The following is a 14,484-nucleotide window of genomic DNA, read 5'->3' on the forward strand; positions in this document are numbered from 1 at the left end:
AGACCCGAAGTCTCGTAAAGGCGTGTCATGCGGACGGGACGACCCAGGGACGAAAAAGTGCGCCTGGCCATTCTCACGGCGGCGCAGGAGTTGGTGCTGGAGAAGGGCTATGCGGCGGTGACGACCGCTGACGTGGCGGAGCGCGCGGGGGCTGGGAAGCAGACCATCTACCGTTGGTGGCCGGGCAAGGGGGCGCTGGTGCTCGACGCGTTCTCCGAGTGGGTGAGTCAGGCGCCCCGTATGAGCCGGCGCAAGCCTTCCCTGTCCTCGACGCTGGTGGAGTTCTGCCGGGGGGCCTCGGAGGCGGCGCCCGTGCTGCGAGCGCTGATGGCGGAGGCGCAATTCGACGAGGACCTCCACCGGCGGCTCATCGCCCAACTGGTGCGCCCGCGGGGTGACGAGCTCCGGGCGTGCCTCGCCGACCGCCGGCCCGCCGACCGGGAGCTCGTGGTCAACGTGCTCTCCGGCCTGGTGTGGCAGCGCCTCATGCTCAATGAGCCACTGGACGCACGTTTCGTGCGCTTCGCGCTGCGGGTGGTTCAGCGCATCTGAGGCGGCCGGCTCTGTTGGGGGCAACCGGGGAGGCGTGGAACGCGGTGGCGACTCGGGGTCCGCTTGTGCTAGCTAGCCGGAGCCACTTGACGCTCCGATGGCGGCCGCGACATCTCGTTGCGACCGTAGGGTGTCCTCGAGTGGCTCCGCCAGGCGTGCGCCTCTCGAGCATTCACCACGTTGTTGCTGGAGGCTCACATGTCCTCGTCTGAACTTCCCGTTCTCAAGTTCGTCCTCACGAACTACAAGAACTTCAACGCGCGCGCGACGCGCGATGCGCTCCTGTCCTACTGGGAGCACGTGTCGAACGGTGGCCGGATGTTCTGGAGCGTCGCGGGCGCGATGTCGTCGGCGCAGCTCGGCATCACGCTCGCACCGGCCATCCGGGAGGGGCTGATTCACGGCCTGTCGGTGACGGGCGCCAACATCGAGGAGTCGCTCTTCCGGCTCGTCGCGCATACGGGGTACAAGGACTTCCCCGAGTACCGCTACTTCACCAAGCAGGACGACACGCGAATCCTCGAGGCGCGGATGCGCCGGGTCACCGATACGAGCATCCCCGAGGACGAGGCGTTCCGCGCGGTGGAGAAGATTGCCGTCCCGATGTGGAAGGGCGCGACCGAGAAGGGCGAGCGCCGCTTCTGGCACGAGTACTTCTACGCGTTCATCCAGGCGCTCGACCCCTCCGCGTATGAGGGTGACCCGGAGGCCTGCTGGCTGCTCGAGGCGGCGCGGCACCGTCTGCCCATCGTCGTCCCTGGCTATGAGGACTCGACGTTCGGCAACATCTTCGCGTCCTACGTGAAGGCGGGCGAATGCAACGCGAGCATCGTCAAGTCTGGCATTGAGTACATGGCTGACTTCTACGACCGCTACGAGGAGATGTCCGAGGGCCAGGGTGTCGGCTTCTTCCAGATTGGCGGCGGTATCGCCGGTGACTTCCCCATCTGCGTCGTTCCGTCGATCAAGTACGACCTGCAGAAGCCGGTGAAGCCCTGGGCTTACTTCTGCCAGATCAGCGACTCGACGACGTCCTACGGCTCGTACTCGGGCGCGACGCCCAATGAGAAGATCACCTGGGACAAGCTGACCGAGACGACGCCGATGTTCGTCATCGAGTCGGATGCCACCATTGTCGCTCCGTTGATTCTCAGCGCTCTGCTCGAGTGCAAGCGCAATCCGGAAGCGGCGAACGCGCTCATCGCCAAGCATCAGCGGTAGCGGCCGCGGTAGGCGGGACCGGTGGCAAAAGTCACCGGTCCCCCGCGAGTTCCGTGCTGCTCATTCCCAAATCCGAGCTGTCTGATTTGACGGGGGCAACGACACTTCCGCTTGGCTCGCACGAACGGAAGGCCAGGTAAGCCGCACCGTCGTCCCGTGTGGCTCCACGGCGCTGATGGCCACGTCGCAGTTGAACCGCTGCGCCAGCCGCTCCACGAGCGACAGGCCGATACCGAAGCCCATGTGCCCGGGCTCGACCCGGCCGAAGCCCACGCCTGTGTCGGAGATGCTCCAGCCCTCTGGCGCGATGTGGATGACGATGCGCCCCTGGTGCGTATAGGCGAGCGCGTTCTTGATGAGGTTGCCCAGCATCACTCGCGCCACGGACCCAGGAAGCGGCGCGAGGACCTCCTCTTTCGCCTCGATGACGAGCTCCACGTCGCCGTGAGGGCGGTGCTTGCCGTACAGCGCGACCATTTCGCGGGAGATGCTCACCAGTCCGCACGATTCATCGGCGCGGCCTGACCGGGCCAGCCAGAGGATGCCCTCCGTCAGCAGGCCCATGTGGTGAACGGCCTGCCGCAGACGGCCGAAGGTCTCCGTGTCCGCGGGTGGGTCCAACTCCAGTATCTCCACCGCGCCCTGCGCCACGGCGAGGGGCGTACGCAGTTCATGGCTCGCGTCCCGGTTGAAGGCGCGCTCCCGCTCCAGCAGTTCCTGGATTCGGGCATCCCGGACACGCAGGGCTTCGGCCAGGGCCCGCACCTCGGTGACCCCGACGTCTTCTTCCCGCGCCGGGGTATCCGACTGGACGCGTGCCACGAGCTGTTCCAGCGGACGGCTGAGCCTCCTCGCGACGACAAGGGAGAGCCCGGCGGCGCCCAGCAGGGCCAGCAGGGCACTTACCAGCAGCAGTCCGGACGTCCGGCGCAGGTGGCGGGTGGTGCTCGTCAGCGCCGTCGTGTCCAAGACCACGTAGCGCGTGGTGCCAGCCGGCGCGTCCGGTCGCACCGCGACATGGAAGTGCCCACGGCCCTGGGCAAAGACTTCGTATTCGCCGCGAGGTGTGTCCAGGGGGAGCGCGTCTCCGAGCCAGGACGGAAGGCCTTCGTGGCTGACATAGGCCGTCATTCCAAGTGGGATGGCCCCCGTGTCATCCCTGCGTCCGTCCGCCGCGGTGGCGACGAACCGAGCGAAGATGGCGTCTTCGAGGTCGTAGCTGAAGAGCGTGAAGAACGTCCCCATCAGGACGAGCGCGAGCGCCGCGGACACTCCCATGGCGCCCAGGAGGAGACCTCGGACCGACCTAGTCCTCGCGCGCATCCAGGCAGTATCCCTTGTTGCGGAGGGTGGTGATGCAGTCGCTCATCCCCAGCTCGGCGAGTGCTCCGCGCAGGGCATAGACGTGGGTGCGCAAGGCGCTGGATTCCGGCGCATCGTCCCCCCAGAGGTGGTGGGCCAGCGTGGCTGTCGAGACGGGCTTGGGCGCGGCCTCCATCAGCAGCCTCAGGAGGAGTGTCTCGGTCTTGTTGAGGTGGACGGCGCGCACGCCTCGCCGTGCCTGGCCCGTGTCTGGCTCCAGCGTCAGTGGCCCCACCGTCAGCCGTCGTCCGCTCGGAGGCACGGGGCGTCGCGCCAGGGCTTCGAGCCGCAGCCGCAGCTCCCTCAAGGAGAACGGCTTGACGAGGTAGTCATCCGCGCCCGCGCGGAAGCCTTCTTCCTTGTCCTCGAGCGTGTCCCGCGCGGTCAGCATGAGGATGGGCACCAGCCGGGGCGCGAGCTGCCGGTAGCGTTGACACAGCTCGATGCCACTCATTCCCGGCAGCATCAGGTCCAGGACGATGACGTCGTATTCCTGGCCCAGCGAGAGCGTGAGCCCCTGGGGCCCGGTGGCGGCGAAGTCGAGCTGGAAGTCCTTCCCCAGAAACCTCTCGATGTTGGCCTGGAGGTCCAGGTTGTCTTCGACGACGAGCACTCGCATGGGCGGGAAGGTTATCAGCCGCCACGTCAGCCGGAGGTCAACCGGGTGTTGACGCGTGGCTGACGCGGATGGCGGCAAGGTGACCGGGCTTCTGACCTCTGGGAGAACCGCGATGAACCGCTTGCTGTCGCTGTGCCTGCTGCTTCTATCTGCTTCCGTGGCCCGTGCCGCCGCCCCGGAAACGTCGTTGGACGTTCGCGGCGCGGATGGAGAACGCATCCCCACGCGAGTGCTGGAGCCGGAGGGCGCTGCCGCGAATCCACCCATCGCCGTCCTCCTGCACGGCCTGACACGCCGCAAGGAGGACTGGCTGTCGAACGAGGGGCCAACCCACGGCGGTGTGCTGAAGGACGAACTGCTGCGGTCCGGCTACCGCGTCTATCTCCTCGATGCACGCCGGCACGGAGAGCGGGCGACGCCCGAGGCCAGGCCGGGAGCGCTCGCCAAGCGGGCCCATCAAGGGGGGCCCTCTGGGTACGTGGCGATGATTGCCGACACCGTCCGCGATGCCCACGCGCTGCTGACCACCGTGCTCGCGAAGGGCCAGCCGCCGCGGGTGCTCGTCGCCGGGTACAGCATGGGCGCCCAGGTGGGAATCCTGCTGGCGGCGCGTGAGCCCCGCATCACCCACCTGGTCACAATGGTACCGCCCCACATCGACCCGTCGATGGAGGAGGTGGCCCCCTCGCGTCACATGGCGAGCGTTCACCAGGACTGGCTGCTGCTGACGGCGAACAAGGATGACTTCGCGCCTGTCGCGGACAGCCGCGCCCTGTTCGATGCCGCTCCGTCCCGTCGCAAGACACACAAGACCTTCGACAGCGGGCATGCCCTCCCACGGGAGTACCTGGATGAGGTGCGCCGCTGGCTCCATGCGGACCGCCGAGCGCCTGGCCGCAAGGGCCCATGAGGCGCCCTTACCGGGGACCGCCCAGGGTCCGGAGGAAGAACAGGCCCACATCGTCCCGGTAGTAGCGGCTGGCGGCCCCCCGGGGTGAGTGCGGCTGGCCGGGCATGATGAGCAATTCGAAGCGCTTGCCTGCGCGGATGAGCGCGTCCGCCATCCGCATCGTCACGGAGAGCGTGGCATTCACGTCGCTCGTGCCGTGCATCAGCTTCAGGTGGCCCCTCAGCCTGTCTGCAATCGCGAGGTTGTCGCCCGCCGCGTACCCCTGGGGATTGACGCTTGGGAGGTTGAGATAGGGCTCGTTGATGATGGCCTCTTCCTCCAGCGCTCCGGGGGCTCCGGCGTAGCCCGCCTTGAAGAAATCCGGCGCCGTCAGCATGCCGCGCAGCGTGAAATAGCCGCCCCATGAACCGCCGTGGATGCCGACCCGCTCCAGGTCCATCCATGGGCGCGTGGAAGCGGCCTGCTTCAGCCCCGCGACGTAGTCGGGAATCTCCGTCTGGCCCACGCGGCCGTAGTTCGCGTCCTGGAAGGACTTGCTCCGTCCGGGGCCACCCCGGGGGTCCAGCAACACCACGATGAAGCCCAGCTGCGCCAGGCCGCTGGCGGTCAGCGAATCCGAAGTCCCCAGGAAGGTCCAGGGAACAACGGTGGTGAACGGACCCGCGTAGATGGAGGCGAGCACGGGGTAGCGTTTCGAGGCGTCGAAGTCGCGTGGCTTGTAGAGCACGCCGTGCAGGGGCGTGACGCCGTCGGCCGCCTTGACGAGCAGTGCTTCCGGCCGCGTGTCGCCGAGCGACTCGAACTCACTCGCGTCCGACGTGGTGAGCCGCACGCGCTTGCCACCCTCCACGGACACCAGCTCCCTCAGCCGGGGCTGTGTCCGCGAGGACCATGCGTCCACGTAGTACTGGCCCGAGGGGGACGGCGTGATGCGGTGCATCCCCGAGCCCGTGGACAGCCGCTTCAACGCGCCTCCCTTCAGGCTTCCCCGGTAGAAGAGGTGCTCGTATGGCGCGCCGGTGTCGGCGGAGGCCAGCACGTAGAGGGCATCTCCCGTGGGGGCGACTCCCACCACTTCGTGCACGGGAAATGCGCCTCGCGTGAGCTGCCGCGCGTGCTTCCCCGAGCGGTCATACGCATACACGTGGCGCCAGCCATCACGCTCGGACATCCAGAGGTAGCCGCGTCCTCCTGGCAGCGCCGTCACCTGCTTCGCCCAGCCGCCCACCGCGAAGTCCAGGCCGGTGACGAAGGTCTCCGGGCGCTCTTCGCGCAGCACGTGCCGACGCTGGCCCGACGCGGGTTCCACGACGGTCAGGTCCAGCCGCTTGGCGTCACGCGAGAGGTGGAGACACAGCGCCTCGGTGCCCTCGGGATTCCAGCCGGCGAACCAGTCATACGTCTCGCCCTCGACGGGCGGAATGCGCGTCACGCGGCCCGTCGCCACTTCCACGACATGGAGCTCCGCGCGCGGCAGTGGCGTCCCGGACTTCGCGTACGGCACCGTCGTCACCTTCTCCAGCGCGGAGGAGTAGTCCACGACGGGCACCTGGTGAACGGCGCGGAGGTCATCCCGCCACACCACCAGGAAGCGGCCATCCGGTGACCAGGGACGCTCCGGAATCCGCCAGTCGAGGTTCGCTTCTCCCGTGCGCTCGACCACGGTGGCACCTTCCGCGTTCAGCACCGCGAAGCCGCCCTGACGTTGCACGGCGAGCGCGCCGCCTTTCGGCGCGAGGAAGTGCTCCGGCGACAGCGTCAGCGCGGCCCGGTCCTCCGGCGACAGCAAGGTGACGTGGCCGCCTGACAGGCCCAGGCCAAAGGTCTTCCCCTCCAGGCGGAACACGATGCCCTGCTCATCCGGAGCGAGCGCGACGTCGAAGAAGCGGGGCGCGGTGATGGGCTTGCCCAGCAGCGCCGAGAGCTGCTGCCTCAATTGCTCACCGGAAAGGAGCGGCTTCAGCTCCCCGGTCTTCGCGTGCGCCAGCACCCACGTCCCGCCGTCCTTGCCCTCACGGGACCAGAAGACCAACCGGTCGCCCTCACGCAGCCACCTGGGGGGGACCAGGCTGTCGCGCAGGAGTTCCACCCGGCGGACGAACCGGTCCGCCAGGTCCAGCTTCGCCTGGACCTGCGCGTCCGGCGTGGCTCCGGAGGGGTCGAAGGGGAGGGGGGCGTCATCCAGCGCAAGGACGGGGGCTCCCGTCAGCGCCGTGAGCATCAGGCCGAGGGGAACGAAGGGGAATCGCATGCGCCGATGGTAAGAAGCCACATCCTTCACGACCAATATCTCTTTTGATGCGCATTGAGATGGATATCGTCTCGATATGGAATTCCGTCAGCTCCAGCTCTTCGTCGCCGTGGCGGAGGAGCTGCACTTCGGACGCGCCGCCGCGCGCATCGGCATGGCCCAGCCGCCCTTCAGCCAGCAGATTCGCCGGCTGGAGTCCGAGCTGGGAGTCGAGCTGCTCACGCGCACGAGCCGCCGGGTGGCGCTCACCGCCGCCGGGAGCCGCTTGCTGGAGGATGCGCGCGCGTTGCTGGCCCGGCGCGCGGATGTCATCCATTCGGTGCAGCAGGCGGCGAGTGGAGAGACGGGCACGCTGCGTGTCGGCTTCGCCGCGTCGTCTGCTTTCGGCGTGCTGCCGGACATCGTGCTGCGCTTCCGCACGCGGTTCCCGAAGGTGAAGCTGGAGTTGGACGACAGCGAGACGCTGGATGTCGGCGCCGCGCTCGCCTCGGGTGAGCTGGACATCGCCATCATCCGGGCGCCCTTCCGTCACGAAGGGCTCACCGTCGAGCGACTGCTCCAGGAGCGCTTCGTGCTCGCGCTGCCAGCTCGACACCCGCGAGCCCGTCAGCAGGTCGTCGCGCTGTCCTCACTGGCGAACGAGCCGTTCGTGCTCTTTCCGCGTCACTCCGCGCCGGGCCTGCACGACTTGGTGACGAGCATGTGCCTGGGCGCGGGTTTCTCTCCGAACATCCTCCAGGAAGCCAGCTCGTGGCCGTCCGTCGTTGGCATGGTGGAAGCGGGCCTGGGGCTGACCATCGCTCCCGCGTCCTCCCAGGCGCTGTGTCCCAAAGGGGTGGTGTTCCGCCCCCTGAGCGGCGCTCCCGGACACGCGGAGCTGGTGGTGGCCTTTCCTGGAACGCGGCCAGCGCCCGCGGCGCAGCACTTCCGCGTCCTCGCGCATGAAGCCGTCTCCCGCTCTGGCAGGAGTGCTTCTGACTGAGCGGCACTCGCGCCTCGCGGCCGTGGCACGAGGCGTACGTCATGCGCGGAGGGCACGCCCTACATGCGTTCGCCAGGCAATTGGCTGGCCTGCTTCACCCAGGCGGCGAACTGGGCCTCGTCGAGCGGTTCGTCCTCGCGGATATCGAGGTAGCGCGTGTCCTGGCTCTTGGACGCACCGGGTGGGATGGGGCGCAGCGAGGTGCCGCGGAAGAAGGCCACCTTGATGTACTTCGCGAAGCAGTGGATGCCGAGGAACCATCCCTGGCCCTCGACGCCGTACATCGGCGAGTTCCATTTGACCGCCTTGCTCACGCCCGGGATGGTGCGCTCGATGAGCTCGTCGAGGCGGTGCCCGACGTCGCGTTTCCAGCCCGGCATGGCCTCGATGTAGGCCTGGATGGGGGCGTCGCCGTAGCCCTTCGCAATCTGCGGATTGCCGCCAGAGAGGAGGACCGGCTTGGCGGCCGCAGTGGGGCTCTTGCGCCTGGCCGAGGTGGCCTTGGGCGCTGCCGCTGATTTCTTCGCCGTGGCCTTCTTGGGCTTGGGGGCTGCTGACTTGGCGACTGCCTTGCTCGGTTTGGCCGCCTTCGCCGTGCTCCGCTTGGCGGTGGCCTTCTTCGCGACCTTGGACGACTTGACGGCCATGGTGTTCACTCCAGATGGGCGGTGATTGGGACCCCGAGGGCGGGCCTCTCAACGTCTCGAGGACAAGTTGAGCGACCCGCGCCGCGGAGGTCAACCTTCACGTCGAGCGCTTCGTGGGCTTCTTTCCGCTAGCCGTATTGAGCGCGACGGCCGCGCGGATGAGCGCCTTGAACGCCTTCGCGTCCAGCGCCTCACCTTCGTGAATGTCGATGGCGCGCCTGACGTTCCCGTCGAGGCTGGAGTTGAAGAGCCCGGCGGGATCTTCCAACGAAGCGCCCTTGAAGAAGGTCAGCTTCACTGCCTTCTTGTACGCCTCACCCGTGCAGATGCCCCCGTCGTGGGACCAGACCGGCGTTCCCCGCCACTTCCACTCCTCCACGACCTCCGGGACGGCCTCCTTGATGAGGGCACGCACCCGCGCGAGTGTATCGCCTCGCCAGTCACCCAGCTCGGCAATCCTTTCGTTGATGAGTTGCGATGCCGACTCGCCATCTGTCTTGGTTTGACGCTTCATCTTCCTGCCTTCCCGTGGAGAGGCCGTGTTGCCCACGTTTCCTACGTCCGATAGCACCCTGGTGGGTTGTAGGAAACAAGAGGGCATCCGGTGTAGGCCTCCGCATCCGAGCCTCTTGCCTTGACGGCATGGGGCGCGCAGGTGTCCCACGCATTCACGGGGCGATGTTGAAGCTGGGAATGGGCGTCGGCGGCCCAACGGAAGGCCAGGTGAGCGAGCGACAGGCCGATGCCTGGGTCGGAATCGGTCCGTTGATGAAAGGCCGGATGCCGTGGCGGAACAGCGGCTCAGGTCCCCGGCCCGTCGAGCGCCTTCTTCATTGCGGCCATGCCGGCGTCAATCATCGGGCCGACGACGGCGCTGGCCTCATGGGGCAGGAAATCTGCGGTCCAGACGACTCGACTCCCCGTGCCTTCCGCGGAGACCTGAACCGCTCCGTTGTAGTGGGTCATCGGTCCACCTTCCGCGCCCCACACGAGGCGCCGTCCCTCGTCGTCGACCGTCACGATGGGCTCCCTGACCACCATCCCGTTGCCAAAGGTGACCACGCGGGCTCCCGGTTCGAGGCGAGTGTCGACGACGAACCCGGGAACCAAGCGGGTGTGGAGGGCGCCGATATCACGGATGGCATCCCACACCTGCTCGGGCGCGGCGCGCGTCGTGATGTCCCTGCGGATCGAAGCCATGTTGTGTGCTCCTGTGGTGTTGGACCTGATGCCTCAAGGTCTGGAGCCACAGCGATAGACGGTGAGCGCCATCTTCTCTTGGAGAATCTTGCGGTCTCCGCGCGATGCCATCCGGAACGCACGAGGAGAGACGCCTGCCGCGCGGCGGAAGGTGCGCACGAAGTTGGAGAGGTCCCCGAAGCCAACGTCGAACGCGATGCGAGTGATGGGCGCATCCGTCGAAAGCAGTCGCGCGGCCTGACGAAGGCGCATGTGGACGAGGTACTGATGGGGTGTGACACCCAGCACGCTTCGGAAGATGCGGAGGAAGTGGAACGGACTCAAGCCGAGCTTCGCCGCGAGCGCTTCGAGCGTCTGCGGCTCGTCCGCCTGTTCGTCGAGGAAGAGCGCGGCTTCGACGGCCCTCCGCCGATTCCGCGCGGTCATCCGCGACGATGCCTCACGTCTTCCGGAGACGGTGTCAACGAAGCGCGCCGCGAACGCGAGCGCCACCTCATCCAGCCCGAGGTGGGTATTGCCCTCTGCCGTCTGCTGTGCGAGCTCACCGAGCATCATCAGGGATGGGAGCGGGGGAAGGGCGCCAACGCGCCACACGTCCAAGGGGGCTCCAAGTTCATCAACGAGCGCGTCGGAGAACTGAAACGACAGGCACTCATCGCCCCCGAGATGATGCTCGTGCGTGCAGCAGAATTCATCCCCCGCATGCCCGACGAGCGTTGCTCCGGCCACGAGCTCCCGCGCGATACCGCGGGATTGGTATCCGAAGCTCCCCCGGCGGACGTACGACACGGAGAAGGCCGAATGCTGTTCCTCGGCCGGGGCCTCGCCCGGTTTCGCGTCGCACTGGTAGTCCAGAACGGCAACAGAGCGCGAACGGTGCAGGAGGGTGGTTCGCATCCGCCCTGGCTATCAGGAGTGGGGGAGGGATGACTTGGAGAATCTTGCCTTGCCGCCGGCAGCCCGGCGGCGCCGGACATTCCCCCATCATCTAAACCGCCCCGGCGAATCCCCTAAACACCGGAGCGGTTGTTCCGATGAAGGGGGGATGGGGCAGCAGCCATTCAGGTTGACGCCCGAGCAGATGGAGGAGCGGCGACTGTTCGCCGCTTCGCTGCTGAAATCGGGCTGGCGCCCGATAGACGTGGCGGGCGAGTGCGGCGTCAGCCGAGGAGCTGTGTCACAGTGGGGGCAAAGCCTTCGCGCAGGGGGGCAGCAGGAGTCTGCGGCGCAAGCCCCATAAGGGCCGCCCCTCGCGGCTGAGCCCTTCGCAGTGGAAGCAAGTGGCCCGAGTGCTCAAGGCCGGCGCCGCTCGGGCCGGTTTCCCACGGAGCGATGGACCCTTCCACGCAGCGCGCGTCTCATTGAGCGACGCTGGGGCGTGCGCGGTACCACCCGCGCTCATTGTCGAGGCCTCTGCATCGGCTGGGGTTCTCCGCGCATCGCCCTCGTCCCCAAGCCCGCGAGCGGGATGAGGTGCTCATCGAAGCCTGGGTAAAGAGAGCCTGGCCTCGCATTGAAAAGGGGCTCGAAGAAGCGGGAGGACGATTGCCTTCAAGGAGGCTTGGCTCAACGCAGCGCCCGCTGCCATTTCGGACCTCATGCGCCTGGCACGAAGAGAATTCCGTGCCCTACAGCATCGTCCCGATGTCCTCCGCTCCTTCTTCGAGCATGCTGGGCTCCATGTTTAGCGGACTCGCCGAGGCGGTTTAGACCATCACCTGCCACTGTCCTGCCGCGATCAACCCCACGCTGCGCCCGGCGAACGACCCGATGCCATCAGGCCCGGAGCGCAGCACGACGAACTCGTTCCGCCGTCGGCTCGGAATCTTCAGCGGACGCATGGCTCCTCCCTCGTAGACGTCGATGCCTCCCAGGTGTGCCAGGTAGAGCGTCGCGCCGTCAGCGGCGATGCCTGTGTAGTCGCGCTCCAGTTGGGGCGCCGGCACCGCCTGCCATTTGTTCGCGGAGCCGATCCACAGCGTCGCGTTGTCGCCAGCGATCGCGTAGCGCCCCCTCGGCAGGCGGCACGCGCAATTCAGACTGGAGCTGCCGGTCAGCGCCAGCTTGTGCCAGGCCTCGCCATCGAATCGCGCACCATGGCCATCGGAGGTCACCGCGATCATGTCGGTGGCGGATGGGCCCGCGATGTCTTCGATGGTGACGTCCTCGCCGTCGATCGTCAGCCGGGGCAACGCGGTGAACCGGTCGCCGACAAGTTGGTAGACCTGTCCCACCGAACCGGCGCAGGCGAGGTCCCTGCCGAGCAGCCGCAGTCGCCGCAATGGCCCCGGGTCCTCGACAGCGGGAATCGAGAAGCTCCGCCGCGACTGCTCGAGTTCCGCGGCCGAGGTCGCCCCACGCCAGTCGAAGCGGATGACCGTCCCGTTCTCTCCGAGCACGTAACCGGGCCCCTTCGCCGCCGCGTCAATCGATACGGCGGCGTCACCGGAAAAGCTGAACGCCAGCTCGAGGCCGTCACGCACGACGATGACGCGGCTCTTGGGGACATCGTCATCGTCGCCAACGGTGCAGGCCAGCAGCATCGCGCCAGACGCCGGGTTGGCGCCTTCCTGGATGTAGTCCTGGCGCTTCAACGCCGTGGGAAACGGGTTCATCTCCCAATCCTAACTGGCGGACCTCTTCGCTCAAAGAGACGTCCCTGGCCCTGGGATGTCGCCCATCGCCCCGGGCACCCGTTGAATCAGGTCGAGTCTCGGTTACCTCACGCCCTTGGAATTTCGACGGCAGTGCGAAGCATTGGTACCCAACCCAGCCGGAGCGGCGCCCCTCTCGTCATCAATGGCCCGAAGAATTTGGGCAGGTCAACGCCACCCCCTGAACGGACTCAACCCCGATGGCTTAGAAGCACGCCAGCGGCAACGCCCTCAGCTCGCTTCGCGTGGGGCCAAAGTCGTCCGCGGTGAAGTACGCCCAGCGGCCCGCGACGAAGACCTCGCCTGGAGAGGACGAGAGCGCTCCAGGCGCGATGTCGGTGACTCGGGTACTCGACCTGGTGCCATCGGTCCACGCCAGCTCGACCCCCAGCGCAGACACGAAGACGCGAAAGGCCACGAAGCCGTCGCGCACGGGGTAGATGGGGTCGGGGTCTCCAGAGATGGAGTTGCTCGGCCCTGGATGGATGTCTTTCACCAGGTGGGTGCCCGACGGTGTTCCATCCGTCACCCAGGGCTCGTAGCCGGTGACGGTGTCATCGGCATAGAAGAAGACTTGGCCGTCCGCCTCGGTGAGCATCGCGGGAGGTGCGTAGCCAGGTGAGGCACCTGGGCTGATGTCCTTGAGCAGCCGCGTGCCACCCCGGGTGCCATCACTCCTCCAGGGCTCACGGCCGTGCGTTCCATCGTCCGCCGTGAAGATGAGCTTCTTGCCCAGGGCGGTGAGCTCGCGCGGCGCCGAGCCCTCTGCGCCCTGGCGGATGTCCTCCACCATCCGCGTGTTCTTCGCGCTGCCCTGGGATACCCAGGGCTCCGTCCCGTGAATGCCATCGTTGGCGGTGAAGTAGAGCCGCGACCCCGCGGCGACGAGGGACTGGATGTCCGAGCCCTGACTTCCCTTGTGGATGTCCTCCACGATGCGCGTGCCGGAGCGGGTGCCATCGGTCTTCCACAGCTCGCGGCCGTGGATGCCATCGTCGGCGGTGAAGAAGGTCTGGTTGTTGTTCACCCGAATCAGACGCTCGGGAGAGGAGCTGGCGCTTCCCTCGGCGATGTCTTCCACCAGCCGGGTGCCAGTGCGAGTGCCGTCGGTCTTCCACAGCTCGCGGCCATGAATGCCGTCATCAGCGGCGAAGAGAATCCAGCTGCCATCCACCACGAAGGGGCCCGGCGAGGAGCTGGCGAGCCCCGGAGCGATGTCCGCCACCAGCCGGGTGCCCCCGGGGGTACCGTCCGTTCTCCACAACTCGCGGCCATGCACGCCGTCGTCCGCGCTGAAATAGACTTTCCCGCCGATTCTCAGGAAGTCACTTGGGTTGCTGGGGAACGCGGAGGCGCTTCCCTCGTAGATGTCCACGAGCAGTTGGGTCCCTTCGGGCGTTCCGTCACTCGTCCACAGTTCCCGGCCATGGACACCGTCGTCATGGGTGAAGAGGAGCCGCCCGCCGATGCCAATAAGCGGCGAGGGTTGGTCCACGAGGTTCTCGAGGAGCAGGACGGACTCCCACTGCGGCTCCCTGCCTCCCGACACGTCCTCTAGCCGCCATAGCGAGTAAGTGCTCTGGACGCCCACGAAGATGCTGACGAACAAGGCTCCGTCCACCTCGGCATGTCCTACGAGGTTCGTGACGTTGGGAGACGGTGAGAGGTCCGCGACCAGCACGGGTTCGGTACAGCGTGCGTGGGAGGGGCCATGCCGGGACGCGTCTGGGCTCAGCCATGCGGCTGTGGACGCCTCGACTTCAAGCGCTTCCTCCATGGGACCGCAGGCGGTGAACAAGAGGCAGGCAGTCGCCCCGGACATCCAGATAGCGATTCGGCGACGCGTCATGACAGTCTCCTCAGGCGGGTCCCGCCCACTGCCGCGCGAACGTAAAGTAACGCCTTCCACACGCCCATCGCGCGATGGTGTGTCAAGACGCCCAATTCTTGACGCAGGCCAGCCTGGTCGACTTACCTCCGGCAGGCTCACGGCACCCAACTCCCGCCTTCCTGTGGCAAACCGTATGGATTTGCGCTCGTGACGGCTACTGCTCACGCGAGTTCGTGCGGTCGCTCAGGCTGGGGT

General features: G+C 67.1%; 14 protein-coding genes. 5 read left to right on the forward strand and 9 right to left on the reverse strand.

Annotation, left to right across the window (positions count from 1 at the left end):
• Window positions 1-57: 57 nt before the first annotated feature.
• Both BHS09_RS08500 and BHS09_RS08505 read left to right on the forward strand, forming a co-directional pair.
• Window positions 58-552, forward strand: a complete 495-nt coding sequence (locus BHS09_RS08500) for a TetR/AcrR family transcriptional regulator (RefSeq protein WP_228559975.1) — start codon at window positions 58-60, stop codon at window positions 550-552.
• Window positions 553-750: 198 nt separating this feature from the next.
• Window positions 751-1,773, forward strand: coding sequence for a deoxyhypusine synthase family protein (locus BHS09_RS08505; RefSeq protein WP_140788867.1), 1,023 nt, complete (start codon window positions 751-753; stop codon window positions 1,771-1,773).
• A 60-nt stretch (window positions 1,774-1,833) separates the two neighbouring features.
• On the opposite strand, the gene BHS09_RS08510 is transcribed toward BHS09_RS08505, so the two are convergent.
• A complete protein-coding gene (locus tag BHS09_RS08510) occupies window positions 1,834-3,051 on the reverse strand; it encodes a sensor histidine kinase (RefSeq protein WP_140800630.1) in 1,218 nt (405 codons plus the stop codon).
• Window positions 3,052-3,079: 28 nt separating this feature from the next.
• On the reverse strand, window positions 3,080-3,754 hold the full coding sequence (locus BHS09_RS08515; protein WP_140788869.1) for a response regulator transcription factor: 675 nt from the start codon (window positions 3,752-3,754) through the stop codon (window positions 3,080-3,082).
• Between the two features lie 112 nt (window positions 3,755-3,866).
• Here BHS09_RS08515 and BHS09_RS08520 point away from each other — a divergent pair, with 112 nt between their 5' ends.
• Window positions 3,867-4,664: an alpha/beta hydrolase gene (locus tag BHS09_RS08520; RefSeq protein ID WP_140797627.1), complete on the forward strand. Its 798-nt coding sequence runs from the start codon at window positions 3,867-3,869 to the stop codon at window positions 4,662-4,664.
• A gap of 7 nt (window positions 4,665-4,671) precedes the next feature.
• Here the strand turns inward: BHS09_RS08520 and BHS09_RS08525 are convergent, their stop codons facing one another.
• A complete protein-coding gene (locus BHS09_RS08525) occupies window positions 4,672-6,915 on the reverse strand; it encodes a S9 family peptidase (RefSeq protein ID WP_140797628.1) in 2,244 nt (747 codons plus the stop codon).
• Between the two features lie 76 nt (window positions 6,916-6,991).
• Here BHS09_RS08525 and BHS09_RS08530 point away from each other — a divergent pair, with 76 nt between their 5' ends.
• A complete protein-coding gene (locus BHS09_RS08530; RefSeq protein WP_140797629.1) occupies window positions 6,992-7,897 on the forward strand; it encodes a LysR family transcriptional regulator in 906 nt (301 codons plus the stop codon).
• A 59-nt stretch (window positions 7,898-7,956) separates the two neighbouring features.
• On the opposite strand, the gene BHS09_RS08535 is transcribed toward BHS09_RS08530, so the two are convergent.
• From BHS09_RS08535 to BHS09_RS08550, 4 genes are all read right to left on the reverse strand, one after another.
• Entirely contained in the window at window positions 7,957-8,544 is a 588-nt protein-coding gene (locus BHS09_RS08535) for a DUF1801 domain-containing protein (RefSeq protein WP_140797630.1), read from the reverse strand.
• Between the two features lie 97 nt (window positions 8,545-8,641).
• On the reverse strand, window positions 8,642-9,058 hold the full coding sequence (locus BHS09_RS08540; protein WP_140797631.1) for a DUF1801 domain-containing protein: 417 nt from the start codon (window positions 9,056-9,058) through the stop codon (window positions 8,642-8,644).
• A gap of 287 nt (window positions 9,059-9,345) precedes the next feature.
• Window positions 9,346-9,744 (reverse strand): SRPBCC family protein, encoded by a 399-nt coding sequence (locus BHS09_RS08545; RefSeq protein ID WP_140797632.1) that lies wholly within the window; start codon window positions 9,742-9,744, stop codon window positions 9,346-9,348.
• Window positions 9,745-9,777: 33 nt separating this feature from the next.
• Complete coding sequence (locus tag BHS09_RS08550; RefSeq protein ID WP_140797633.1) at window positions 9,778-10,641, reverse strand: helix-turn-helix domain-containing protein; 864 nt, start codon at window positions 10,639-10,641, stop codon at window positions 9,778-9,780.
• A gap of 504 nt (window positions 10,642-11,145) precedes the next feature.
• On the opposite strand from BHS09_RS08550, the gene BHS09_RS40225 reads away from it, so the two are divergent.
• Complete coding sequence (locus BHS09_RS40225; RefSeq protein ID WP_161605132.1) at window positions 11,146-11,454, forward strand: winged helix-turn-helix domain-containing protein; 309 nt, start codon at window positions 11,146-11,148, stop codon at window positions 11,452-11,454.
• Here the strand turns inward: BHS09_RS40225 and BHS09_RS08560 are convergent.
• Entirely contained in the window at window positions 11,451-12,359 is a 909-nt protein-coding gene (locus BHS09_RS08560; protein WP_140797634.1) for a hypothetical protein, read from the reverse strand. The genes BHS09_RS40225 and BHS09_RS08560 overlap by 4 nt on opposite strands.
• Window positions 12,360-12,603: 244 nt before the next feature.
• Window positions 12,604-14,247, reverse strand: coding sequence for an ELWxxDGT repeat protein (locus BHS09_RS08565; protein WP_140797635.1), 1,644 nt, complete (start codon window positions 14,245-14,247; stop codon window positions 12,604-12,606).
• Window positions 14,248-14,484 lie beyond the last annotated feature (237 nt).

The organism is Myxococcus xanthus (assembly GCF_006402735.1).
GTDB classification, from domain to species: Bacteria; Myxococcota; Myxococcia; order Myxococcales; family Myxococcaceae; genus Myxococcus; species Myxococcus xanthus_A.